Genomic DNA, 26,550 nt, shown 5'->3' with positions numbered 1-26,550 from the left:
ATGGCATTTGATCAAACCACCCGCAACCGTCTGGCCCGTTTCGTCAGCGATGCCCGCGCTCTTCTGACTGAAGAGTTTACCCGCCAGTTGCAGAATGAGTACGGCCTTGACCCGGCCCGTGGAGATGTGACGCCGATCGACAGGCTGACCGCTTTAGATGACCGCCGGCGCGAGACGGCGAAGATATTGCGTGAAACCCTGGAATACTATCTGGCATCCCTCACCCCAACCCTCTCCCAGAGGGAGAGGGAAGATAACCGGGTGACCTTGGATCGCATCGTGCGCGAGCAGGCGTTTACCGTCCTCAACCGGTTGTGCGCGTTGCGCATGTCCGAAGCGCGCGGGCTGGTTTTAGAATCGGTCGCCAAAGGATACCAGTCGAAGGGCTTTCAACTGTATGCCCGCCTGGCGGGCAGCGCCCTGGGAGAAACCGGCGAAGCCTACCGGATGTATCTCTTCAGTTTGATGGATGAATTTGCTGTAGACCTGCCGGTGCTGTTTGACCGTTTCAGCCCGCAGGGACGGCTCTTCCCCCGCGAGGCCACTCTGATAAAGCTCCTGGAGTTGATTAACGACCCGGAGATTGATGCGCTGTGGGCCGAAGACGAGACCATCGGCTGGATCTACCAGTACTTCAACAGCAAGGAAGAGCGTAAAGCCATGCGCGAAGCCTCACAGGCGCCGCGCAACAGCCGCGAGCTGGCGGTGCGCAACCAGTTTTTCACCCCGCGCTATGTGGTGGAATTCCTCACCGACAACACCCTGGGGCGCATCTGGTACGAGATGACCAAAGGCGAGACGGCGCTCAAAGATACCTGCCGCTACCTGGTGCGGCGCAAACATACATTTTTCCTGGAAGAGGGTCAGGAAGCTCCTGAACCGTTCCTGCCAGAACAGCGGCATGAAACCGACCCTGACCTTGCCCACGAAATGTGGTTACCCCCCAACGATCAGATCACCGACCTGAATACCATTTTCCTCTATGGGTTAACCGCCGGGGGGTACGATTACGCCCGAAAACAATGGGGAATCGAATGCGGAGACCTGGCCAACGAGAAATTGAAGCAGTATCACGAAACCGGGAAATGGGAAGGAACGTTCGATGAATTACGCTGCTGCCTGTTCTTTGAACAGCGCAGGTATCACCATTTTGGCGAGGGTCCAAAAGGGGACGATGCCAAAGCCATTCTGGATCTTTACCAGGCGATTTGTGAGCGCTGGAACTTTGAAGTCGAATACATTCCCCACCGCCCGCTGAAAGACCCGCGCGAGATCAAGATGCTCGACCCGGCCTGCGGTTCGATGCACTTTGGCCTGTATGCCTTCGACCTGTTTGAGCAGATTTACACCGAAGCCTGGGAGCTGGAAGACCGCCTGGGAGCAGATGCCCTGCGGCGCCTGGCGGACCTGGAGCCGTTGCACAAAACCTACCCGGATAAAGAAACTTACCTGAAAGACGTGCCGCGCCTGATCATCGAGCGCAACATCCACGGCGTGGATATTGACCCGCGCGCGGTGCAAATCGCCGGGCTGAGCCTGTGGCTGCGTGCCCAGAAAAGCTGGCAGGCGCAGGGGCTGCGCCCCGGCGAACGGCCGCAGATCCGTAAATCGAACGTGGTGTGCGCCGAACCCATGCCCGGCGACCGCCAGATGCTGGAAGAATTTTTGGAGACGCTGCGCGGCGAGAAATTGGAAGCCTTGATGCGCAAAGCCTGGCACGTGCCCGCCGACCAGAAAGTGCGCGCCACGCCGCAGATGGCGGATGCCCTGGCGAAACTGGTGCGCACCGTCTGGCAGGAAATGGAACTGGCCGGCGAAGCCGGCAGCCTGTTGAAAATTGAAGAGACCCTGCGCGAAGCGATTGCCACAGCTCGTAAGGAATCCGAGGAAAAATCACCGCTCTTCCGTGTTTTGGAATATGGGTTGAATGAACCCCCGAAAGAGAAGTATGTGCAGGTGGTAGCGGGTGAAGACCAGGATTTCTTCGATCGGTCTGAAGTGCTAGTGCTGGCTGCGCTTAAAGACTACGCAGAACAAGCGATAAACGGCGAGAGTTACCAGCGTCGTTTATTTGCTGGGGATGCTATCCAAGGTTTTGATTTTATTGATCTTTGTAGAAAATCATTTGATGTAGTATTGATGAACCCACCATTTGGCGCACCCAGTTTAGGCAGTAAAGGTTACATAACAAATGAATACCCCCGTACAAAAAATGATTTATATTCAGCTTTTGTTGAACGGGGTTTAAACTCAATTGGACATCGTGGCAGATTGGGTGCAATTTCCAGCCGTACGGGTTTTTTTCTAAAATCGTTTCAATTGTGGCGTGAAGAAATTCTGTTAAAGGAAGCACGTGTAATGGTCATGACTGATCTTGGTTATGGGGTCTTGGATACTGCAATGGTGGAGACGGCCGCATATGTACTTCAAAGGAGTAACCTTTGATTATTATGTCCATAATACCTCTAAACGACTTTCCTAGTAAAAAGGACCGAACGGTATATGCGAGTAATTCCTTTTCTATCAAGCAGCAAATTAGGAAGAACAATAAATGAAAAATAGAGATTCTGCCTTCTTTAGATTGATTACCACTCCTGTTCATACAAAGGGAGACGAGCTTCTAATTAAGATCTCAGAGCTAAACCAAGGCAGAAAAACAGATGATGTTTTTCTGTCCGATCCGAATTATTTCTCTGCCTTACCTGGTTCGCCATTTGCTTATTGGGTTAATAATCAAATAATTGGTCTTTTTTCGAAACTACCGTCATTACAAAAAGCAGGATATTCAATTCAAATTGGAGCATCATCTCATTCAGATTTTCGTTTTCTGAGATTAACGTGGGAAATCCCAAGATTTTACAAAATCACATCGGGAAAGTGGATAAACTTCGCAAAAGGCGGAGAGTATTCTCCATACTATTATGATATTCATTTATGTATTAATTGGAACAACAAAGCACAGGAGATAAAAGAATTTATATCAAAACAATATCCGTATCTAAATGGTGAAACTGATTGGTTGTTACATCCGGAAAGTAGCTACTTCAGACCTGGCTTGACATGGCCTAGACGAACTAATAGGTTTAGTGTCCGTTGTTTACCATCAAATTGCATTTTTGCTGATAAAGGTCCTGCTGCTTTTTGCCAAAACGACAATCCTGATGATTTACTTGCGCTTTTGGCAGTAATGAATTCATCATCTTTTCATAATTTGGTAAGAATTTTAGTAGCAGGAACAGAACTCGCACAATCGTTTGAAGTTGGTTTGATCCAACAAATTCCTATCCCTTTGAACCTTTCAACCGCGAAAAAGGAACTTGCTCAATATGCTTATCAAGCATTTGAAATTATACGCCAGCCTTATTTGGATGATGAGACGACAAATATATTTTGCTTTCCGGGATTAATTAGAACAGTTCATATTGGGAGTTCACTTAATGACCAAATGAACGTTATACAGCAACAAGAAAATGAAGCCAGATCAAAATTGTTGAAATTACAACAGCGAATAAATTCGCTTGTTGAAGATCTTTATGGGATTCCAAACCTTAGTGGGGATGGCGGAATTATTAATGGGCCAAGTGACGAAAATGCCGATGGAGAAAGCGAAACAACCTTCTCTGCATCTAAACCCACTTCATTGGTTTCTGATTTGGTGATGTGGTGTATCGGAGTAGCTTTTGGACGATGGGATGTTCGTCTTTCACATAATAAAGAGCTATTACCAAAAATCCCGGGGCCATTTGATCCATTGCCTGAATTATCTCCAGGTATGTTGCAAACAATAGAGAATAAAAACATATCATCTAGGAATGGACCTAAAGAATACCCTTTGCGGATTCCATGGTTAGGTATCTTAGTGGATGATAAAGGACATGTTGATGATATTGAACAGCGAATTAGAGAGGTCTTGCTATATGTTTGGCAGAAAAATCATGAATCTATTGAACAAGAAATTTGTCAATTTTTAGAAGTTCGTTCATTACGTCTGTTTATTCAAAAACCAAATTTGTTCTTTGCATTCCATTTAAAACGTTATTCCAAAAGCCGCCGCGTGGCGCCCATCTACTGGCCGCTGTCCACGCCCTCCGGCTCCTATACCCTTTGGCTATACTATCATCGTCTGAACGATCAGACCCTCTATACCTGCGTGAACGACTTTGTCGATCCCAAACTCAAGCAGGTATCCGAAGAGGCTGCCCGCCTGCGCCTGAAGAAGGGCCGCAGCGCTGCAGATGAAAAAGAGCTGGAGCGCCTGACGGATTTCGAGCGCGAACTGAGAGATTTCCGTGAGGAATTGCTGCGAGTGGCAAAATTCTGGAAACCGAATCTCAACGACGGCGTCGAAATCACTGCTGCGCCGCTGTGGAAGCTCTTCCAGTACAAACCCTGGCAGAAGCGCCTGAAAGAAACCTGGCAGAAGTTGGAAGCCGGCGAATACGACTGGGCGCACCTGGCTTACTCCATCTGGCCCGAACGCGTGCGTGAAAAGTGCAAGACCGATAAATCGCTGGCGATTGCGCACGATTTGGAAGAATTGTATGTGGAACCAGAGAAACCTTTGAAAAAGGGAAAACCGAAGAAGAGAGCCGCTGATGAAGAAACAGAAGGATGGTTTGATGAGGATTAATGGGATATTCCTTGTTGACTTTGGTTGAAACTGCGATATAATGGGCTTGTACGTGAATATTTCACAAAATATTCACTTATTATGCAAGTCCGAAGGAAAAACCCATGTTCATCGAATTAACTGTCGGCAACTTCCGCTCCTTCAAGGAGCGCGCCACGCTCAGTATGGTTGCGGCAAAACTAAACGCCCGCGACCCACAACTGGATCTTAACAACACCTTCCAGGTGGATGAGGATTTATCACTGCTCACCAGCGCGGGGATTTACGGCGCTAATGCCAGCGGAAAAAGTAATTTGATTAAGGCGCTGGGTTTTATGCGTCATTATGTGCTCAGCTCATCCAGAGAATCCCAGGCGGATGAACCCATCGATACGGTTCCGTTCAAGCTCGACTCACAAACTGAACTTGCTCCATCCTACTTTGAGGTGGTTTTTCGCCTGGAAGGTGTTCCATATCGCTATGGGTTTGAAGTGACGACGGAGAAAGTAGAAACAGAATGGCTTTTTTATTCTCCGAATAGAAAAGAAGCCAAATTATTCACCCGAGAAGACAGCGAGTTCTCAATTTCGCGTGCCTTAAAAGGGGGACAGGCGCTTAAGTCTTTAACTCGTCCGAATGCCCTTTTCCTCTCGGTTGCTGCTCAATTCAACAATGAGATCGCGAAAAAAGTTCTGGGCTGGTTTAAAAGGGTAAATGTGATCTCCGGTCTGGATGATTCTGCCTATGGCGGATTCACGGCTAAAGCATTCGCCGAGGACGAATCGTATCGAGCTGGCATCGTTGAGCTCCTCCAGGAATCGGACGTTGGCATCAATAATGTGGTTGTTGAAAAAATTAATGTACACGAAGCGGGTGTATTTCCCAAGAATATGCCGCAAGAGTTACGGGATTTTCTGCTAAAACAAGTAAAAGATGAGGGCGAATTTATTAATTTCAGAGCAATTCATAGAAGGCATTGTGAAAATGACGTTATTGAAGATATCCTTTTTAATCTTGATGAGGAATCCGAGGGAACTCAGAAGCTCTTCTTTTTATCAGGCCCTGTGATTAACACCTTACGGGAAGGAAAAGTGCTGGTAATTGATGAGATTGAGGCGCGTTTGCATACCTTGCTAACTCGCAAGCTGATCGGTCTTTTTAGTTCAGAAAAAACCAATCCAAAACACGCCCAGCTGATCTTTGCCACGCACGATACTAATCTGCTATCCAATAAGCTATTCCGGCGCGACCAAATCTGGTTTGTTGAAAAAGACGAAGAAGGTGCCAGCCATCTGTATTCCCTGGCAGAGCTGAAGGTTCGTAATGATGCCTCTTTTGAGAGCGATTATTTGCAGGGCAAATATGGTGCAATTCCAATTCTTGGTGAAATGCGGCGGGCATTGATCGAATTAAGCCAGGAAGATGGTCATGAAATCGAGTAAGTCGCAATTTACCCCTCGCAAAAGAGCGTACATGCAGAGGCGGTTGGATCAGTTTGACGTTCGCCAAAGATTTCTGATCGTCTGCGAAGGAACAAGAACCGAACCTCAATACTTTGAACGCTTCCGGGTTCCAGGTTTAGTTGTCAGGGTAGAAGGGGTTGGAATGAACACGCTTCGGCTGGTCGACGAAGCAATAAACTGTTGTGATGAGGGTGATTATGACCAGGTATGGTGTGTGTTTGATAAGGATGATTTCCCGATTGAAAATTTTGAAAATGCCATCCAACGGGCGCGGGAAAGAAATATGCATGTTGCCTACTCAAACCAGGCATTTGAGCTATGGTATGTACTGCATTTTGAATATCTAAATTCCGCGATTGATCGAAAAGCATACATGGAGAAGTTGACCCAATATTTGGGGTTTAAATATAAAAAGAACGACCCTGATATTTATCAGGTCTTACAATGCAAAATGGACACTGCCATTCGAAATGCCGAACGCTTGATGCAAGAATACCGTCCTTCCCGCCCCGGAAGAGATGATCCTTCAACAACGGTATATCAGTTAGTCATTGCCTTGCGAGAACAGGCTAAGCCATTATCCTGCGTTTGACGGGGGTAGCAAATTGACCAAGATTAAAACGTTTATCCAGCAAGAAATTTTCCTGCCGCGCCTCAAACAAAAGGGGGTCTTGATCGTATACGACCCGGACCAACGCTACCATGAGCTGTGTTTGGAGCTGAATTCGGAAAAACTGTGGGTCATCGATGCATCCGAAAGCAGCATCACCAGCCGCTTTGCCGCACTGGAAGCACTCAATGAGTTTGGCCAACCCAACCCATCCCTTGAGGGTATTCTGGTGTACGTTCCCGCCAGGCCGCCGATTACAGACGAAGAAAAACAACGCGACCCCTTTGCCATTTACGGCGCTTGCGGCTCCGTCTTTCCAGAAGGAGATGGGGATGAATTCCTCAGTCTTTGCCTGAAAGCACGCCCAGATTTTGCTACAGAAATCCGCCGGATTTTTAAGGACAATCCCAATCCCGGTTTTGCGGTCATAGACGCTGTTGGCGGTGGAGCCGGCTGGCCGAACCTGCAGGCGATGCTGAAAGTTGAATCAGCTCGCGATATATTGTTCGCCCTGCTAACCCCCTCCGAGGCACAAAAAGAGGCGCTCAAAGCCCAAACCGGCTGGGTATCCGAAGCCACAGCTTTATTCCAGAGCGCTCTGGGGCTGAACCTGAAAACCAAAATCAAAACCTGGACCGCTGTTGCCGATGAATTGTGGCGATTCCTGCTATTCAGCGAATTCGTTTTCGATCTGCCAGGTGACCTGCCGGCAGCCCTGACGGCTGTGCCTTGTGCCCCGCACGAAGCGCGTCACCTGGTGGAAGATCTGTGCGACCGGTTACGCAATGATCGGCGCACCCAGGCTTTTTACATAGAACGCGCCGAGGGAATTGAAAAAGAGTTAAACCTGCCAGCCATATGCGAGAAAATTGATGATTTCGGTGTTCGAGACACCTTCCCATTTGAAGAGCGAGCCTGCTTCAACCAGGCAGTCGATGCGTTGAGACGCGATAATGTCGACAGACTGCGCAGTGTTCTCAACCGCCATGAACAAACGGTCTGGGTCAGCCGGGGTGAAAATCAAGCGCAGTGGGCGTTACTCCATTCGGCTGCCAGCCTGGCCCAGGCCTGCGAAGACATTGACCGCCAGCTATCCGAGCACACCCGTACAATGGATGCTTTGTTGGACTTTTACACCAGCACTATCCGCGAAGTAGATCGCCTCCAGCGTGAATTTGAACAGGCTGCTGGAGATTTCCTCGATTCGGGCGGCGCTTCAATAGAGGTGATCAATCAATCGCGCTCAACGTACCGTAAGTTAATGAATAAGATCCATGGAGTTTTCATACGCCATATCGAAAAATCCGGCTGGCCGATAACGGGACGCTTATCAAATGCGGATGTATTTGATAAATTGGTCGCACCGAAATTGCTTGAAAGCGGTCGGCGCGTGGCTTATCTTTTGATCGACGCCATGCGCTATGAGCTCGGTGTTGAGTTAGCAAAGCACTTGAACGAAGCCGGGCAAATTGATGTTCAGATGGCTTGCGCTCAGATGCCTACGGTCACACCCGTAGGGATGGCGACACTGTTACCCGGGGCCGGTCAAAACCTGAAAATCGCGAATAAGGATAATCAGTTGTTGGTCGTTTTCGATGACCAGCCCTTAGCCACCGTCACGCAACGCATGGATGTGCTGCGTAAAAAGTACGGGCAGCGTTTTGCAGAAATGGAACTGGTCCGGTTTGTCCGTGATCATCCCAAAATTGAGAGCACCGTAGAACTTCTGGTCATTCGTAGTAATGATATGGATAATGATTTTGAGGCCAATCCAGAAGCAGCCCCTGGCTTGATCAGTCGTACCTTCCAGAAAATCCGGTCGGCTATTTATAAATTGCGAGATTTGGGATTTCAAGATGTCATCATTGCCACCGATCATGGCTTTTTCCTGAATACAGCCATTGAACCAGGCGATGTGTGCGTGAAACCATCCGGGAAATGGATCAATGTCCATGAGCGAATTCTCCTCGGTGATGGGGTAGGCGATGCAGCTAACCTGGTTCTTCCCGCTGAAATGTTAGGGATTCAGGGGGATTATAGCCAGGTCGCAATTCCACGAGCATTGATAGCGTATCGCGCCGGGCAATGGTATTTCCACGGCGGGCTTTCTCTTCAAGAAGCGATTGTGCCCGCCATCGCAGTAAAGATTCGCGCCGCAGAGACTGGAATTGGCAGCAAACTATCCGTGTTGTTAAACTACAAGCGCGGTTCCAAAAAGATCACCACCCGATTACCAGTGATTGAAGTTGAAGCCGGAGCTTCGGATCTCTTTGCCCAGGAAACAGACTTGTTGATTGAAGCGTATGATGCAAAGGGGCATGTTGTCGGCGAAGCGAAGCCTGGGGGGCCTGTGAACCCGGCGACCCGAATCATAACGTTAAAACCAGGGGACACCATTCCAATTACACTAAAAATGGATATGGATTTTGAAGGCAAATTTGTTGTAAAAGCGCTCGACCCCATTACGCAAACCGCCCTGGGAAAACCTCTCGAATTAGAAACGGACTATACGGTGTAATTATGGATGCTTTAGACGAGAAACTGCTTGGAGTATTTGAAGGAAAAGTTGTCCGCAAGGACTTGGTACATCGTATTAAAAAGGGCACGAATGTCCCAACATTTGTTTTGGAATTTCTATTGGCGCGGTACTGCGCCAGTGAAGATCCCAAAGAAATCCAGGAGGGATTGGAAGCTGTCCTGGCAACCCTTCAGGACAACTATGTGCGCGCCGACGAAGCGAACGCTGCCCAATCGAAGGTAGCAACCAAGGGAAAACACCGCTTCATCGATAAGGTCCATGTCAACTACATTGAAAAAGAGAAACGCCATTGGGCTGCCCTTGAAAACTTTAATTCGCAGCGGGTGGCTATCAATGAAAAGTTTTACCGCGATAACGATCGTTTGTTAGAAGGTGGTATTTGGGCTGAAATCACCATCGGATACAACGAAATCGAAGATGATGATTACACGTTCTATGTTGAAGATCTGCGGCCAATTCAATTGAGCCGGTTTGATTTCGATGGGTATGCTGCCGGTCGAAGCAAGTTTTCGCGAGATGAATGGTTGGATATCGTATTGCGCTCAGTCGGATTAGAGCCAACGAAGCTCTCTACGCGGCTGAAATTTCACTTTATACTCCGTTTGTCTTGTTTAGTGGAACCTAACTACAATTTTATCGAGCTAGGTCCTAGAGGAACTGGAAAATCGTACTTCTTTAGCGAATTTTCTCCCTATTCGACGCTGGTCAGCGGCGGACAGGCTACAACCCCAATTTTGTTCTACAACAATGCCCGAAAACGAACGGGCCTGGTTGGTTTCTGGGATGTTGTTGCTTTTGATGAGGTTGCCGGCATTCAAATCAAAGACCCCACAACCATCCAGATTATGAAAGATTTCATGGCAAACGGACGGTTTTCACGTGGAGCCGAAGTGATTGCGGACGCGAGCCTTGCATTCAATGGAAATATCGATCATTCCATCGAACAATTAGTTAATTCAACCGAACATGATCTCTTCATTCCCATGCCAAGGGAGTTTGATCTGGCAATATTGGATCGGTTTGCTGCCTATTTACCCGGTTGGGAAATGCCCAAAAACAGCAGTGATTTTTTGACAGGAAATTATGGCTTCATTACGGATTACCTGGCAGAAGCATTTCATCATCAATTCTCTCACACCAATCGGTACGAGGAAGTCAACAAGCGAATTCGATTGGGACAGAACGTCGAAGGTCGCGATGAAAAGGGCATCAAAAAGACTGTATGTGCTTTTCTAAAAATACTGCATCCCGATGGTCCACCTAGCGATTCGGAATTTGACGAATATGTAGCTTATGCAGTTGAAGCCAGGCGGCGTGTAAAAGAACAAATGAACAAACGCAAACCGGATGATGAGTTTGCACGGATTAACCTTTCTTATTTTGCTTCAGATGGAAAAGAAGTCGTGGTTTTTTGTCCGGAATCGCGTAACGCAACTGCTACACAGCATCCATTCCGGCATTCATTGAATTCAGGAACAAAAGAGGATCCGGAAGCAAAAACGAGGAAAGCTCAAACTCGAACTGTGGTCGAGCAACCTTCAGAAGTGGCAGTAATGGTTCAACCAGAAATTGTTTCACCGAAAGAGTTAGAACTTAGTGAAAAGCATTACACAATTTTTTATGGTGATACTGGCTATAGCTATGAGACCATTTTTGGCCCCTACTTTACAGGTGCAAAGAGTATCGAGATTGAAGATCCCTACATTCGTATGCCGCACCAGATTCAGAATTTTGTTCGGTTTTGCGAAACTGTAGTCAAATTCTCAAGCATCAAACGCATCGAATTAATCACCGGTTATGACGATGATACTCAGAAGTTGGACATTGAACAAAAATTAGGCGACCTGAAGCAAAGCCTGCTTGAAGTTGATATTGTTTTCGACTTTGACTTCAATCCGAACCTTCACGATCGTGAAATTCGGATGGATAACGGCTGGGTGATAAAAATTGGCCGAGGCTTGGATTTCTACCAGAAACCACAAAGCTGGAATGAGATCGGCGCCAATGATCTGTCATTGAGGAAATGCTTGGAAACGAAGGTGGATATATACAAGGTTTAATTCACGGATATCTAAGAAAGAGAAAATGAATCTGTTAGTCATCTCAAATCAATACTATTGAATGGCTAATGGAAGCAAAGCAAGGGAAAAATATGCCCATTGGTGGAACCCCTGTCCCAAAGCGAGAAATCATAGAATTAGTCATCCGGAATATTCCTGGCGACCAAATTCGAGAAATGTTAAATATCCAGGCTGAAACCGACTTAAGGCGTAGGCTTGATGATTTCTCAAAAAATCAATTAGTGGAGGTTCTACAATCTACAGAAAATGGACATAATGCTCTTGAAGATACAAAAGCGAACTATCCATTATCTTCAAGCCCAACACTTTATCTGGTGTCGGTTAACTCCTGGCCAGATTTTCAGCACCTTCTTGAGACGACTACTGAACTTGCAGAACAGATGCAAGAGGCAGCGATTCGATTTGGTTTGGATCGAACAGTAAGGTCAGTTTACATCATTACTCCTGCGAGAGAGTTTGTTACACAAATACCATTTCAAGAGATTCCTCTCGTTTATGAAAAGAAAATTGAATATGTGGTTTCTGATCCGGAGTCGGAGGACTTTGGAGAAGTTAATGTTATTTACAGTCTTGAAAAAGCAATTATCTGGTATAGCAGAGAGTTTAGGCATGCCCTTTTATTATGTGCGGATTTCCAAGCGGTTAAACCAATTCTGTATTATTGTAGAACATTGTTAGACATTGGTTGGCAGCTTCCATATCTTTCCGAGGAAATGCTAGATCGTTTAGCAGAAGGAGCAAATCCAAGGACGGCCTCCTTTTCACGAATTGACGATGATCCAATCGGTAATTTTGATGCCCAGTCTCTCACAATTTCAGATCCTTCTTTAGGAGAACTAAGATCCTATCGATCTCTTTCCGATGATCCCTCCCGACAGCAAACTTTTGGTTTTTATTCAAGTCATCCCGATTTAGTCCAAGGTGGAATGGGAATATCACGCCAATACGGCCGTATATGGACGCCAACACACTTACGAAAAGATTCCCTATTAGCCCTCTCTATCAACTTAATCCAGAAAACAGAACAGGAACTAAATAGGGAGGCTGATATTAATCCGAATGGGTTCATAGCGTACTATCGACATGTGCCTGTAACCCTTGGTAGAAAAAAACTAAAAATTCAACAACGGTATTATTTCGAGGAATTGATAAAAGCGATAATTGGAGCTCGAAGGTCACGTAGTTCAGAATTTCAATTCGATCCTGTTTTCGTTAGGAACCTGGTTGAACAATATCATTTCCTTGACATTGTTCCAGCACTAAATATTCACTGTGAAAATTGCGGGGATAATATCGCTCGCTGTTCAATTTGTAATTCTCCTCTAACCCCTATTGTTGTAGATCACCAGCTCATTTTTCAATGCTCCACCCATCCTAATGAGCATCAATATCAAGATAATGAGTTGTTCCCCTGCGACTGTGGAGCCAATATTGAGCTGACATTTTCGGCAGATATCAGGATTCTTCCCGGGGTACAACTTCTAAAAGCAATCCACAGGTTTTTAGGCGTAATAGAGAATCAACAATTCGATGGTAGTTTTATTATCATTGGACATGTTTTAAGATTGCTCCCAAGAAATAGAGTGGCAATCAACGAATATCATCTATCCGAATTCCAAATGTGGCAAACTAGGGCACATATTCACCAACGGAATATTTCTGATGAAAGAAAAAAACAATATAGTCAGATACTTTGGCGCATAAAAGAAAAGTGCGCCCGAAACAATCGTCACTCCAGTAATGAAATTTGCAGTGGTTGCATGCGAGAAGTAATAACCACGGCCAGGATAAAAACAGGTAATGATCTATGTCTTTCCAGATTGTTCGGATATGCTGTTGATGAGGAGTTTGACGGCGTTCATCATGGCCATGAGATAGCTGATATTCAATATCCAGATGTATGGATAAACACTGGAGAAGAAAAACGAATAGGGATCCACCTAAAAAGCAGAGAGAGATCAAAAGTTCGCGGTCTTGGAAGGTCGGTACCCTCAATCAAAGGACTTTATACACAGTATTGTCACTCTGCATATTTAGCAACAATTCAAGGCGTAGATCTAGATATTATTGGGGTGTCAATTCCCAACACAATCAACGATGAAGTGAGAGAAGATTTTCAGTTTGTTTCTGGACAATTTGGTTATCCAGTAGTAATTCTTGACGAAGAAGATTGGTTCCGAATTGTTGATGCGGCTATTGAAAAAGCTGCGGTTGAACAGAATTAATGACATTCAACATGATCTTGGATTGGAATGAACAAAAAAGACCTTGAACTTTCATTCAAGGTCTTTTTTTCTAAATACCGAATCCCAATTGACCCTCCGGAACTACCTCCTTTCTCCTTGTCCGTCTGACCACCACCGTCTTCTGGCTCACCCAATCATCCCAAGTCATCACTTTCGGACCAGGAATAATCACCGCACTCGGGGTCGTCAAACTGCCCATTGGATTGTGGCTGACCTGCAGGTCATCAGCAAACAAGGTCTGTAGGTCAGAGAGCTTTACACCCTCCAGCACATCACGAGCAAGCTGAGTGAGAAAGTCGCCTTCTTCCTCCGGAACAATCGCACCTCCGACCTCATCCCCATAAACGAGCTGCGCGGCTTTCATCTTTTTTCCCATCAAGGCCAGCGCTGTGGCTTCCATCGCTGACGAGTACACCGAGAAAATCGCTTTGACCGGCTGTGTCTGTCCCAAACGCCATACACGTCGCACGCTTTGCCACAACGTATAGAGTGAATATTCGATCTCGAAGAACACCACGGTTGAGAATTGCACCAGGTCGAGACCTGTTTCCACTAGCCGGGGGTTACAAATCAAAACATCGATGGTATTCACACGTTTGGCGATCCATTCTTCACGCTTGCGTGGGTCAACATTCCCACTCAGGATGGAGACTCTCAGTCCGTTGGCTTGCAGCGGCATCATCACCCGATCTTGAATGTCGCGGGTACCAGTCTGGCGAACATAGACCAGCACTTTTCGCCCTTGCTGCTTTTCAACCTTACAGAAATCAGCCAGCCAGTTCTCCTTCGGAAGCCATTTATGGCCATTCGGATTGATTGCCGGCAACTCCATCAGCGGGACTTTTCGCACGCTTTTGCCCTCGCCGTCATCTACCTCATCGACCACCACAACCTCATCCCGAAAAGCAGAATTCGGTCGCGCCAGTGTCCATTGAAGCCAGGTGGATAAGTAACGACTGGATTGGATAGCCAGTTGTTTCAAGCTGCTGTCCATGCTGTGATACTGCTGTCCCTGGTCATCAAGCATATCCAGGGCAACCACTTCCTCTTTATACGATGGCAGAGCCAGGTTCAGATCCTTCAGGCTCAGGAATATGGTGGTATCCAATAACCGGCTAACAATGGCCGGGCTAACACCCGGCTGTTCCTTGGCCTGGTTACGGTAGCGCCGGTTACCAGTGTACACGCCATCTTCATCGGCATCTTCATTACGCCTCCGTCTTCGGGTGGTTTCAAGCACTCCATACAACCGCGCCCAGCGCTTCTCGTCATGGAAAGCAAAATCACGACGGACACCATGGTTCAAGCGATGCAGCAACCAGAAAATTGAGGTGCTTTTGCCACCAAAGAATGTCCCGGTGAGCGTTAGCGTCCACTTCACCGCTGTTACCAGTTGATGGAACGCGACTCCCCGATCTGATGACTTGGATTTGAACTGATGGACCTCATCGGCTATCAGAAGCTTGAAAGCGCCCTTCGCATGTTTGGTGATGTACTCCGAAATGCTATGTCGCCTCGCCCCATTGAACTCAAACAAGGGTGTCCCACATGGACGTGTGCCCCATACCGAGTCACCGTTGGCATCAAGTTTCGTCCTCCCGTCTGCATCCAACTCCCAGCCAGGGATTCGATTGTGACAGAATTGGCGTTTTTCTGCCAATTCAGAGGCGTCAGTTATCGGAACCACAAATCCGTCCTTTTCGACCATCACGACCTTACCACAACCAGGACAAGCACAGGCATCCACAATCTTTCCAGTCAGTGGGTCTCTCGCTTTCCTGGTGATAACTGCTGGCTGCCATCCTGCCCCAAACTTGGCAGAGGTGTGTGCTACCACCGCCACCCATTTGGACTTTGGACCTCCTTTCATTTGAGCAGTGTCATAAGCTGCCTTATATTGATCCAGGAATTCACGGACTTCGTTCACATCATAAGCTTCGTCACTATTCCGACCGATGCGACGGATTTCTCGTGCATACGCTCCTGGGATCACCTCCTCAATTTCGCGGATCCATTTGGGTACAAGGTGGGGAGGACAAAGCACGATTGCAGGATAAGCATTCAGCAGCTCGATCACACCAGTCGATATTGTCGTTTTCCCAGTCCCCATTTCTGCCTGGCAGTTTGCCACGCCATTTTTACGAATTGAACGAGCCAACGCCGCTGCCGCATGTCTTTGGGCAGGAAGCAATCCAGCACGCTCTTGTCCGGGAAGGGCTTTTCGTTGCGTACCAAGCCTATCGAGGACTGCAATTTCATTTACAGTTGGGTCCAGATTGTAGATGGGTTTATAGGTTTCCAGTACGTGCGCAGCGATCTTCTCGCCGTGAACTTTCATGAACTCTGAAAGGCCCTTAACATCCTGGATCACCTGGATACCATCCTGCTTCAACACAGCTACCGTAGTAACAAAACGATCCTTGTAGGTTTCTACGACTGTATCGGCTTCTTTGGCATCCGGCTGCTCAGTCTTTTCGACCACCTTGATCACCCGTCCCTTAATTAGCATTGGTTTACCCTCTTCATCGGTCAACTTTACTGTGCCCATCATGCCAGAGGCCATGAGCATAGCGATATGACCTTTCTTCAAGGGCATGACCGGTTGGGAGAGTTGAGCCAGACCACGCGTTGGGTGTATCAGGTCAAGCCAATCACTGGTCTTGTGGACACCTGCTTCCTTCGTGGCTTCAACCACCTCTTCCGGTTCCCAATCCGTTCGCTTGAACATAACTGGTTTGCCATTTGCACCTCGTAATGGTGCAGGCAATAGTTCATAGATCGGTTCAACAGCGGGATGGATAGGTTCCAGTTCAGTTGATGCCAGGCTTTGGAGCGAAAGAACCTCCTTGTCTGTGGGTAGCTGGTATAGCTTGCGCTTGTATGCCAACACCACTACCTGTTTAAACTTCTCGTACAATCCATCCGGAAACCGATAGATCGTGATAGCTTCATAATGCCCGGCTAACAGCCGAGCAACTTCAAGCATTCCTAGGATTTTCTGTGGGATGATATAGGTCAGCAGCCCGCCACGGATCAGTTTGGAGGAGGTCGTCTTGAGAAAATCCCATTCCAATCGTTTTTGACCTTCAAAACGGTCAAAGTCATAAGGAGGATTTAAATAGAGCCAGGAAATGCTTTCATCGCTCAGAACACAAGCTTGCCAGGGAGCCTGGAAAACCTTATCCATCACGTTTTGAGCCTTCCCTGCTCGTTCTGGTGAGAGTTCAACCCCCCAGGTTTCGCAATTGAGCGCGTTACCCAAGGAAGAAGCAGCTTTTCCTTCCCCTGCGCAGGGATCAAATAACCGCCCTCTTTCGCTGGGCGGTTTCAGGTAAGTGCGGATGATCTCGACAACCGGTTCATCCGTGGGGTAGTACCCCATTCTTTCGATTGCTGGTGGACGCATTGTTCACTCCTTTACGAAAATAAAATCCCCGCAGGAGACGCGTCCAACCCCTTGAGGGGATGAAAAGCGCCCCCTCCGGGGTGATGTAGCGAGTTGTTTTACTTGTTCAATCAGATGGTCAGTGAGATTTCCTCCTGAGCTAATAACTCAGATAACAGGTCTTTCCAGTCAGCTTGCAGGTCAATTCTGGCACCAAGGACACAATCGCCACCTGTGGTCAGATCTTGAACCAACTTACGGCTGCGAGCTTGTTTCCAAAGGACTACTGACCATTCATCCAGGATCGGCACCTCCAGAGCTTCTTTGATTCGTTCAACGAAAAGTTGAATCAATTCCTTTCCTGGATCAGGTGTTCCTCGAAAAATAAGCAGATATGCACTGAGGTCTTCTGGTTCCCATTTTCCAGGAAGCGCAAGCCGAGATACGAACCCGACATGATGACTGGTGTATTCAGGCATGGCTTGCCAGGCTTGTTCATACTTATCAGTGGGAATCAGTAACACATCGCTTAGGCCGTCCTGAGTCATTTGTAGGGATTTCCCGCACATAAGAGTCACTCGTAGTGACTCCAGGCTGGTCTTGTAACTTACAAGGCCAATATACGCCAGGTTGTGATCGGTGTCATAGGCATAGCCGGTGGCATGTGCCATTGCTTGCCCGTTCCGAAGCTTTGGTACCGCTTCAGGAAATAGACGATCACCCGATTTGGAATCCCCGCTTTCCTTCGGAACAATCTTCCAAACAACAATCCCAGAATTGACTCGAGCCAGTTCTTCGTTGACCTCTTTCAGAACTTCGTACAGACCTTTCCAGGGTTGTACTCCGGTGAAGGTAACGCTGGTTTCGCCGCATTGAATACGGATACTCCTGTACTTTACATCGAGGATTGCTTCACCTAGAGTAAGAATTCGGTAGTTAGCTAACACTTGGGGTAGTTTCTCACCCAATTTTGCAGTAAATAGGTAAGCTCCGAGTTCCGAATCGTACTTAAGGAAGCCGGCTTTACCAACTGCATAATCGTATGGGTAAGCTGCCCGTGTCAGTTCCTGCCCAAGGTCTTCTCTCGCAGGTAAGCCACAACCATCCTTATAAGCAGCGATGATGATCTTGCCCTCCTTCTGCCTGGCAATAATTCGGTTCACTTTTTCGCGCAGGTATTTGTCTTCGTATACATTCATGTGATCCTCCTTTGGATTAGATATGGATTGAATAACCAACGTTGAATTGTAAAAATAGCCAACGTTCTTGCGTTTCTGTATGCACTGCATAACAGAACATCAAACCAGGTGCCTGAAACTTGAATATTGTTTCAGCAACCAGGTTTCATGCCCTGTCCATTCGCATGTAAAATGAAGAAGGCCTTTTTATATCCGCTACAAAAACGAAAGCCGGACTTTATTATGAAAATTTATGAAATCGATGGGAAAAAATATCGGCTCCCCAATGAACTTACCGATTTTCAGTTACAAATGTACATTCACTTGATAAATTGGAAATGGGCTCATCTGACTCAAGAATCGGGATTTTTCAAGAACTCTCCTTATGATGCTTTGCTACCAGACGAATTGAAATCACAGGGTTATCCGCTGTATCGCCCAATAAAGGAACGTTTCCTGGATCATCAACAACGATTCCCCTTCAAGTCCCATAAGTTTCTTGGACATATGGCGAGTTCTCAGGCTGCATGCGCTAATTTGTTCTTGCCTCTCCTCGAGGATCCGCTGGTCGCTGCCAAGGTTCTAGGTGGGGTAAAAACAGACCTCAAGTCAATTGCGACGGATCATCTAGACAGAGGATTTCGGATAGAGTTTTGGGACGAACCGGACAATGTGCTTAATGACCATACAAATGTGAGCGGAACCGACGCAGATATTGCCATTGCATACTATGATCATGAGGGCAATCTCAACCTATGGATGATTGAACATAAACTGACGGAAGTGGAGTTTACAACTTGCGGAGGTTTTAAAAGCCTTGGACGTACTCCCTCTCATGCCTGCGCACCAGCATCCGCAATCCTGGATAATAAAAATCTTTGTTATTACCACAGCAAGTGTAAATTTCGTTATTGGGATATTACGGTGCAAGATTCTTCACCGTTTACTGCCAACCGTATTAGAGAATATGACGAATGCCCATTCAAAGGTGGTATGAATCAGTTGTGGCGGAATCAACTGCTTGCCACAAGCCTTGAAATATCGCCTTCACCCAAGTGGCCCTACAAGAAAGTGTATTTTTCGGTGGTATATCATCCTCGAAATGATTCCTTACGGCCATCCATCAATGAATTTCAAAAATTGATTGGATACAACGACCGGTTCTTTGCGTTTTCATCGGAAAAATTAATAAACCGAGCCAAAGAGATAAATGAGCCAGCTTTATCTGAATGGGTACGCTGGTATCAAGAACTCTATTATTTCTAACCAAGAATCCGGAGTTTCATCGGAAAGGTTTACGGGGAAGCCCAATGCTTCCCCGTGATTATCTACCTTCCATCGATATGCATGGGCATTAAAACGTATAAATTCTCCTCATCTCCTGTTGAATGGAGTACCGCTGGTGTGTTGTGGGCATTCGCCTCAATGGTCACATTTTTGGTAGTGATGGCTTCCAACCCATCTTGCAAGAATTTCACATTGAATGCGATCTCCAATTCCTGTCCTTCAACCGTGGCATCAAGTTCTATCTCACTGGCGCCGGTCTCATCGGATTCGGCCAATAGTTTGACCTTCCCTGTTTGATCAGCTCCGGGTTGAAGGTGACAGCGCACCACATTGCTCCCTTCGCGAGCAATGATGCTGGCCTGTTTACAGGCTTTGAGCAGGTCACCCGCGTCAAGGACTGCTCTGGTCTTGTGCCCTTTGGGTAGAATCGCCTGGTAATCGGGGAATTTCCCTTCGATCAATTGTGAGACCATCTGCACGTTTTCACAACGGAACACTACCTGGCTACCATTCGGAGGTAAAACAAAAGTGATTCTGGCTGTTTTTGTCGCGTTCAGGATTCGCACCACCTCTTTCAATGCAGCAGCCGGTATGATTAATTGCTTCTTGGCGAACGGTTCTGGAAGGATCGCTTTACTAATAGCGAGACGGAATCCATCCGTTCCGACCATGGATACGGTCTTTCCATCCATGCTCATCAAGACTCCAGTCAGAACAGGTCGGGTATCATCCATGGAGGCAGCGAACGCAACCTTTTGGATCATCTCTTTGAACATACTTGCGTCCATTGAAACCCCATTGGTGATAGGGTACTCCGGGATGGCTGGAAACTCGGATGCATCAATTCCCTTGACGATCCCTTTATAGGTTCCGCACTTCAGTGAAGCTTCCGGTTTCCCATTAACCGAAAAAACAACCTCGGGATCTGATAGACTGTTAATCACATCGGTCAGTGTTTTGGCAGGTAAGGTCAAACCCAGGTCACCGTCCAAATAGGCATCCATCCAAACCGTGACACCCACGGTCAAGTCGGTAGCCGAAAGACGAAGCTGGTCATCATCTTTACTTAGCAAAATGTTCGATAAGATCGGTAGATGGGAGTGAGAACCTACCGCTCGCCCAACAATTGCCAGGCTTTCAGAAAAAGTATTCTTTTGAACAGTCACGTTGCATGTCATTCTGTATCTCCTTGTTGGTTTATATACTGGGCGTTTGATCGTCCAACCAGTGTTCAAGCGCAGCAACGAGCTTCTCGTCTTCTGCAATTTGCGACATGAGTTCATCCATGCTAGGGAAGTGCAATAGCTGTTGCTCCAATTCCTCGACCCATCTCTCCATTTCTTCTGATGAAAGGGAGAGAGGCTTTTCCTGCTTTACTCCTTGTTTCCATTGGGTTGCTTGAAAGCGATCTGCTACTTTGCATGACGCAACGAAAGCCTGCCGATCAACAAGATCGATGATCAAGTGATAGTCTGCAGGACATTCTGAAGAACCCAGGTTGAAATCTGTCAGGTGAGGATGAACCATTTTATGTCGCACATAAGCCAGGTAACCTGGCCAGAGACCAGTAAAGGTCACCAGACCATCTGAAACCATGACCTCATCTCCGCGAGGTTCCCACCAGAGGGCAAGATAATGGGCACCCCGATAATTTCGGTAACCCACTGCCTGTTCTAGAAGTGGCGCAGGCGGAACAGGGATTTTGAGTTGGGTCATCTGTTTTTCCATATATCTCCTTTGTTAGAAAATAGTCTTCGAGTGGATAAGTATCCGGGTCCGGAAAAAGATCATGCTTTTCCGCTTCAATCTCAACCCAATCAGTGAGCACGTCTAGTTCCTCTTCTGTCATGCGTGACGGAGGAGGAAACCAATCAATCCAATCTGATTCGGGCGGGTTGTCACCCAGATACTCTTCATCAAACTTGCCCAAGATGAAATCTTCCAAAGACTTCTTGGAGCATTCATCTATTAGGGCAATTTCTACTTGAACCAGTTCCCAATTCACATCTTTTTGTGTTTCGCACAAAACCTCCAATTCTTCCTCCTTTGGTGAAATAATCCAACGTTACACATCTACATAAACCAACGTTAAAGCTATCTACAGACCAACTAGCTGAAGGTTGATCCATACATTTGCGCCAACGTTGATCGACACGCAGGGGTTCAACCCCTGCGTGTCTCATAGTGCCTAGAATTCGTCAAATAAATCTGCAGAAGCACCACCATCTGGCCAGTAAGCCTCATCATCCCCCAAACAGATTGCGTTTTCGTATTGCTCCGTGAGAGGACCTTCGTCATCTTTGTCTAAATTCGATGTTATGAAGGCTGTGACGGTTGGGTTATCCGTTGTAAAAGACCGGATAGAACTGCGCCAGAAAAGCACATCATCGTTCTGAAGAACTTTCTGGGCTCCTTGTGCCAGGTCTATCAAAAAATCTTCTTCCAACCGATCTGGAGGAAGACCGTGATCGGCCAGGGTATGAGCGATCTCTTCGGCAATTTGTCCCCATGTGATTGAAAACGCCGGCTTTTCCATTGAAAACCCAGCATGCGCCAGAATTTTGGACACCTCGAAACCAGATTCAAGGTATTCAAGTTGTTGTAGTGTAGGTAGTTGATCCATTTTTATCTCCTGTGGATTATGAAAATCCCAACCCTTTTTCCTTCAGGGACACCCATCGTGATAATCCAATGACCAAATGGTCCAGGACTGACACATCCAAAAGTTTGCCGGCTTGGACAATGGCACGAGTCACGCTGACATCTTCGGGACTGGGTGTGGGATCTGTGCTGGGATGGTTATGTGCGATCAAGATTGCTGCTGCGTTCCGCTGCAGTGCCGGTTTGAATAACTCGCCAACCCGCACCATCGAGGAATTAAGTGAGCCGTGATATATCTCAATCACATCCAACATGCGGTTGCGTGTGTCAAGCGGCATCACGACCATGAATTCTTGTTCACGATGCGCCAGCATCGGCATCAAGATTTGAGCAGCATCTCCAGGTGAATGAATTGTTGGGCGTTCATCTTCTGGTTGAAGAAGCTTACGTCCAAGTGCTAAAGCCGCTTTGAGCCGCAGTGCAGTCAAATTGCTTATGCCCGGCACTTTAGCAATCTCATTCACATGTGCCTGGGCAATTTTCTGGATCGTGCCAAATTGTGCCAGCAGTTGTTCAGCAGACTCAATTTGATTTGAACCACCAATGATGACTGCCAGCAATTCAGCCAGACTGCAGGCATCTGAGTCCTTACTTACCCGGAAAGCCGGCTGCTCACGAACGGGCAGGTGCTTGAGCCGGGGGAAGTTGTAAGTTTGAGGGTGTGCACTTTCTATAAGGTAGGGTTGTAGGTTGTTCATGTCTGTCTCCTGTTATTGAGGGGACAGACCACCCCTGGACCCGCTTCGGGTGCCCGAAGGGGCAGGTGGGTGGTGTCCCCTCCGATAGGGTTATGTCCTTAGGCGGTCGGATCGTATCCGGTTTCAAGAAATACCTTGCGGCTGATAGCTTCGCATTCTTCCCAGGTCATCAATTCATCGCGCCGCACACCAGGGTATCCAGGTGCGGGAGGTATGAGCCAGGGGTTTTCTGCAAGGTTCTTTTTTATCCTTTCAGCTTTTGCATCCAGGAAATGACGCAGGCCGCCTTTTGTGCAGCGCCACCCCAATTCCTTGGTGTACTTGCCATCCCAATTTCGATCGCGGAAAGTCTTGTTGCCACAGATAGGACAAGGTGGCATCCCTTCTGGATCAGGCGCTCGTGCACCACCAGCTTGAAGATAAAAACGAACAGCATCAATCGCTTCGCAATAAGCTGCACCACAAGAGCACTCCTTGTTTTTATTGACCCTGTGAAAACGATGTACACTGCCCGAACCAAAATCAACCAGGTATTGATATCCCTGGATGGAAACGGATGGCGTGAACACCATAAAGTCTTCCCGGATCATTGCACTGGCATGCGCTTTTGGGATCCCCTGACTGCTTCTAACCGTACCTGCGGTTCTACTCGGAGCAAGTTCGGTCTTCATAAGCACTCTCCAGAAACCAATCCGCTGGAAGCAAGTGATCCTGCGGAGAGATTTGGATTTCTAGTTCTCCTAGTTCAATCGTTTCACAGATTGGTGCTTCTTCAGGATCATTCTCAACACGGACATCCCTCAAGTGAGGGATATGAACCACCGTAGTGCTGTCCTGATAAGGGCCACCGTGACTGTTCTTGGTAAATGGTTCCAGTCCATTGAGCGCGCGTACCCATACTGTTCCAGGTCTCGGGCCTTTTCCCACTACCTCAACGGGAATGACCGCATCTCCATAACATGTACCGATTGTGATTTCCGCTTTTACCATGTGTTCCTCCTGTGTTCTTTCAATAGGAATGAGAAAGGACATGCCCTGAATGGCATGTCCTTCGTTGTGATTCACCGGTGCGTTTTGACTCTGGCTAAAATGGAATTTCGCTTGGGTCTAAGTTTGGCGGAACCTGAGTATTTACCGCGGGTTCTGCTTCCTCCTGGTCTTCACGTCCAGAAAGAAAACGTACGGTAGAGGCGGTTACTTCGAATGAAGCGCCAACCTTTCCGTTGTTTTCCCAGATATGTGGCCCACCAGTTTCAGGATCGGGGGTTAGACGTCCTTCCACTAACACCTTGCTTCCCTTGTGTAGGAATTCATTGCAGGACTCTGCTTGTTTTCCCCACACAGTGACACGAAACCAGGTTGTTTCTTTGACTGGCTGTCCATTCTGACCGTTGTAACGGCGATTCGTGGCTACCGATAAGGTAGTCACCGGTTGTCCGCCAGGGGTAAAGCGCATTTCGGGATCTTTTCCCAAATTTCCGATGAGGATAATCGTTTGGTACATTGTGTTTTTCCTTTCTCTTTGGTATATGGTTTTTACGCTGCAACGGATGCAGGCGTCGGAGTGGCGCGTTGACTGGCTAGCCAATTACGCAATTCATCCTTTGAAGCAGGAACTCTCCCGGATTTCTCTTTGAATTGGTCAAATGCCTCTTGTTCGGAGACATTGCCATTCACGGAGACACCATCCCCATACTTGCGTACGATAGAGGTGGTGGGAGGCATTGAATTTGCTTTCGAAGTTGGAATTGCCGTAGATGAGGTGCCATTGGATCGGTTTTGATCAATACCTGCGTTTTGAGCAATTTCCTTGTCATACAGCAGATTGCCGAACTGTTCACCCAACTGGCGGAAGCAGCGCTTCAGACAGTCTGTGGCTGAACCTGCCAAGGCCATATCAAGAGCTTCGGGTGTATCACCAGTGAAGACACAACGACCAAGATCGGCGTGACTGTATGTTTTTCCGTCCAGATCGACAGATACTTTGCCAGTGATATACACTAAACCGACTTCCTCGGTCTGAACATTCCCATTGGCATCCAGGGCAGGAACCTTGCGTTTTTCATGTTGATTCCAGATCAGCACCTTTTTTTGCCAACGCACGATGACCGGATCACCAATCAAGTCAAATGACCAGGTAAATCCGAAGATACTGTTGGCTCGATCAATAACGTCGTATCCTTCCAGATATGGGACGGATCCCATACCTGGCGCTTGGCGGCGTTTGACGCGAGACATGTCCAATGGCTGGCGAAGTTCCCAGAGGATGCGGCTCAGCCGGTCGCTCAGGTTCCCATCATTTGAAGGGATGGTTTCATTCATTTGACTCTCCTTTTCTTGAATTATGTGAATTTGTGGTTGCGCCGCTTCTAAAAGGCGGACACCTTCAATGTGTTTGCAGAGAATCTGAGGTCCCCGCTGCTGATAGTCCATACAGGTACACGCCCAATTGACCTCTTCAGAATCACCTTGAGATGGTCTCAACGAGACTACATACGGTAGCTTGTCGCCATTTTTGACCGTCCATTGGTGGGGATTGGTTCGGGTGACCTGGAACTTGCCAGCGAGAATCGCAGATTGTGCACGTTCAGTACGTTCAACTTGTGCTTGGGTAAGGTCTTGTGTTTTTTGCATAATCCTCCTTGTGGAAATATCCGACGTTGATTAACAAAAGGTCGATTCGAAAGATCAACTCATGGCTAAGCACCAGGAGTGTTCCGACGTTATTTACTACCCGTGAACAAACACAGGGCAGAAAACGACAATGGTGAAGACTTTTTCTTCATCGCTGACATTTGCAGCCCTATGGATGTGAGAATATATGGGTGGGATGAATGACTCATCCCACCCATACAGTATTGTTTTCTCCTTGTAATATGAACCTTTCTGCTTCTCAGCACGCCATGACGCCTCCTGGGAGGAAAAGGTTGTTTGTTAAAGTGCAAGCCCACTATCCGGGGACTTCCGGAAACAAAAAGGAGGATCACTCGCTCCCAATACCAATGGGAGCTTACGATGACAGTTCTCGAAATCCAGCTTGCTTTATGCAAGGGATTCGGACGTCATCTTGTGATCCTCCACGTACCCTGAAGTATCAAGAATTCACTTCAGGTCTGAACCCATCCATCTATCTTTTGTACACGCTTAGGTCTTTTGCAGGTAATCAAAAAAGATAATTAACCATGCTCACCTTCGGTTTATTGATAGGATGAGTTATTCAGCAGTTGTGTCAATTTCTCCAGAAGTAGATTCCATCTCACGTGAATCGTTTTCCGCTTCAGGGTGCTTGCCAGTCGTAACTCTCTCAATTGATCTGGCTTTTTTCTCGTTCGGTGCGGCAGCATCCAACACAATAATGCGCCTGGCGACTGCCTCTACCACGTTTCGGTCAATGAATACCTGGTTTTGTTTCAAATCGCATGATTTGATATCCACCGTCAGGTCAGTACAATTCTTGGATTTCCGCGCCTTGTTGATAAACTCCTCCAAGCTTTCGCGGAAATCTCGGGACTGGAGGAAACCATGCACTCGCAATCGCATGCCGCGTCGGATGTGGATCAGCCCATTAGCTCCACCATTTACCCGGACGTTGATGTAATCACCTGCATCACGTTCCGGATCCAATTTCTTGGCAGGCAGATCACTGTCTCTATAGATCACCAACCTGAAGAACAGGTCATCCATAAATTTCCATGGATCTCGTACCACGATTCCTTCTAGAACTACATCGTTTATCATCTGACCTCCGTGTTTATGAAACCTTCGTCATCTAGGGTTAAAAAGAAAATGCCGG

General features: G+C 47.3%; 19 protein-coding genes. 8 read left to right on the top strand and 11 right to left on the bottom strand.

What is annotated here, in order from left to right; all coding sequences use genetic code 11:
- From ADN01_RS19860 to ADN01_RS19080, 7 genes are all read left to right on the top strand, one after another.
- Nucleotides 1–2,445: an Eco57I restriction-modification methylase domain-containing protein gene (locus ADN01_RS19860; protein ID WP_201778615.1), complete on the top strand. Its 2,445-nt coding sequence runs from the start codon at nt 1–3 to the stop codon at nt 2,443–2,445.
- 106 nt (nt 2,446–2,551) lie between these two features.
- Nucleotides 2,552–4,630: a BREX-1 system adenine-specific DNA-methyltransferase PglX gene (locus ADN01_RS19085; protein WP_147239123.1), complete on the top strand. Its 2,079-nt coding sequence runs from the start codon at nt 2,552–2,554 to the stop codon at nt 4,628–4,630.
- A 104-nt stretch (nt 4,631–4,734) separates the two neighbouring features.
- The gene (locus ADN01_RS02125; protein WP_075070886.1) at nt 4,735–6,051 is read left to right on the top strand and encodes an AAA family ATPase; all 1,317 of its coding nucleotides are present in this window, start codon (nt 4,735–4,737) and stop codon (nt 6,049–6,051) included.
- Nucleotides 6,038–6,664 carry an RloB family protein gene (locus tag ADN01_RS02120; RefSeq protein ID WP_062419289.1) on the top strand — a complete coding sequence of 209 codons (627 nt, stop codon included), beginning with the start codon at nt 6,038–6,040 and terminating at the stop codon, nt 6,662–6,664. Before ADN01_RS02125 ends, ADN01_RS02120 begins: the two co-directional genes overlap by 14 nt.
- Before the next feature lie 13 nt (nt 6,665–6,677).
- Nucleotides 6,678–9,200, top strand: a complete 2,523-nt coding sequence (locus ADN01_RS02115; RefSeq protein WP_201778614.1) for a PglZ domain-containing protein — start codon at nt 6,678–6,680, stop codon at nt 9,198–9,200.
- A gap of 2 nt (nt 9,201–9,202) precedes the next feature.
- Nucleotides 9,203–11,281 (top strand): BREX system Lon protease-like protein BrxL, encoded by a 2,079-nt coding sequence (brxL, locus tag ADN01_RS02110; protein ID WP_062419288.1) that lies wholly within the window; start codon nt 9,203–9,205, stop codon nt 11,279–11,281.
- A 68-nt stretch (nt 11,282–11,349) separates the two neighbouring features.
- Entirely contained in the window at nt 11,350–13,527 is a 2,178-nt protein-coding gene (locus tag ADN01_RS19080; protein ID WP_147239122.1) for a hypothetical protein, read from the top strand.
- 70 nt (nt 13,528–13,597) lie between these two features.
- On the opposite strand, the gene ADN01_RS02105 is transcribed toward ADN01_RS19080, so the two are convergent.
- Nucleotides 13,598–16,954: a DUF6094 domain-containing protein gene (locus ADN01_RS02105; RefSeq protein ID WP_062419287.1), complete on the bottom strand. Its 3,357-nt coding sequence runs from the start codon at nt 16,952–16,954 to the stop codon at nt 13,598–13,600.
- A gap of 110 nt (nt 16,955–17,064) precedes the next feature.
- Nucleotides 17,065–18,132, bottom strand: coding sequence for a hypothetical protein (locus ADN01_RS02100; RefSeq protein ID WP_062419286.1), 1,068 nt, complete (start codon nt 18,130–18,132; stop codon nt 17,065–17,067).
- Between the two features lie 171 nt (nt 18,133–18,303).
- On the opposite strand from ADN01_RS02100, the gene ADN01_RS19075 reads away from it, so the two are divergent.
- Nucleotides 18,304–19,377 carry a PGN_0703 family putative restriction endonuclease gene (locus ADN01_RS19075; RefSeq protein ID WP_147239121.1) on the top strand — a complete coding sequence of 358 codons (1,074 nt, stop codon included), beginning with the start codon at nt 18,304–18,306 and terminating at the stop codon, nt 19,375–19,377.
- A gap of 62 nt (nt 19,378–19,439) precedes the next feature.
- On the opposite strand, the gene dnaN is transcribed toward ADN01_RS19075, so the two are convergent.
- The 9 genes from dnaN to ADN01_RS02055 all read right to left on the bottom strand — a co-directional run bounded on the left by dnaN (nt 19,440) and on the right by ADN01_RS02055 (nt 26,495).
- Entirely contained in the window at nt 19,440–20,576 is a 1,137-nt protein-coding gene (gene dnaN, locus ADN01_RS02090; protein ID WP_062419285.1) for a DNA polymerase III subunit beta, read from the bottom strand.
- A 19-nt stretch (nt 20,577–20,595) separates the two neighbouring features.
- Nucleotides 20,596–21,126 (bottom strand): hypothetical protein, encoded by a 531-nt coding sequence (locus tag ADN01_RS19070; RefSeq protein WP_062419284.1) that lies wholly within the window; start codon nt 21,124–21,126, stop codon nt 20,596–20,598.
- A 460-nt stretch (nt 21,127–21,586) separates the two neighbouring features.
- Nucleotides 21,587–22,021: a hypothetical protein gene (locus ADN01_RS02080; protein ID WP_062419283.1), complete on the bottom strand. Its 435-nt coding sequence runs from the start codon at nt 22,019–22,021 to the stop codon at nt 21,587–21,589.
- Nucleotides 22,022–22,037: 16 nt separating this feature from the next.
- Complete coding sequence (gene radC, locus ADN01_RS02075) at nt 22,038–22,757, bottom strand: RadC family protein (protein WP_062419282.1); 720 nt, start codon at nt 22,755–22,757, stop codon at nt 22,038–22,040.
- 98 nt (nt 22,758–22,855) lie between these two features.
- On the bottom strand, nt 22,856–23,428 hold the full coding sequence (locus ADN01_RS19065) for a hypothetical protein (protein WP_147239120.1): 573 nt from the start codon (nt 23,426–23,428) through the stop codon (nt 22,856–22,858).
- Entirely contained in the window at nt 23,403–23,747 is a 345-nt protein-coding gene (locus tag ADN01_RS19060; RefSeq protein WP_160318361.1) for a hypothetical protein, read from the bottom strand. The genes ADN01_RS19065 and ADN01_RS19060 overlap by 26 nt, the downstream gene beginning before the upstream one ends.
- Nucleotides 23,748–23,841: 94 nt before the next feature.
- A complete protein-coding gene (locus ADN01_RS02065) occupies nt 23,842–24,261 on the bottom strand; it encodes a single-stranded DNA-binding protein (protein WP_062280944.1) in 420 nt (139 codons plus the stop codon).
- 32 nt (nt 24,262–24,293) lie between these two features.
- Complete coding sequence (locus ADN01_RS02060; protein ID WP_062419280.1) at nt 24,294–25,391, bottom strand: Rad52/Rad22 family DNA repair protein; 1,098 nt, start codon at nt 25,389–25,391, stop codon at nt 24,294–24,296.
- A 579-nt stretch (nt 25,392–25,970) separates the two neighbouring features.
- Entirely contained in the window at nt 25,971–26,495 is a 525-nt protein-coding gene (locus ADN01_RS02055; protein ID WP_062419279.1) for a hypothetical protein, read from the bottom strand.
- Between the last annotated feature and the right edge of the window lie 55 nt (nt 26,496–26,550).

It is taken from the genome of Levilinea saccharolytica, assembly GCF_001306035.1.
Taxonomy (GTDB): domain Bacteria; phylum Chloroflexota; class Anaerolineae; order Anaerolineales; family Anaerolineaceae; genus Levilinea; species Levilinea saccharolytica.
The sequence above is the reverse complement of the archived record's forward strand: the minus strand, read 5'-3'. Positions and strand labels throughout refer to the sequence as shown.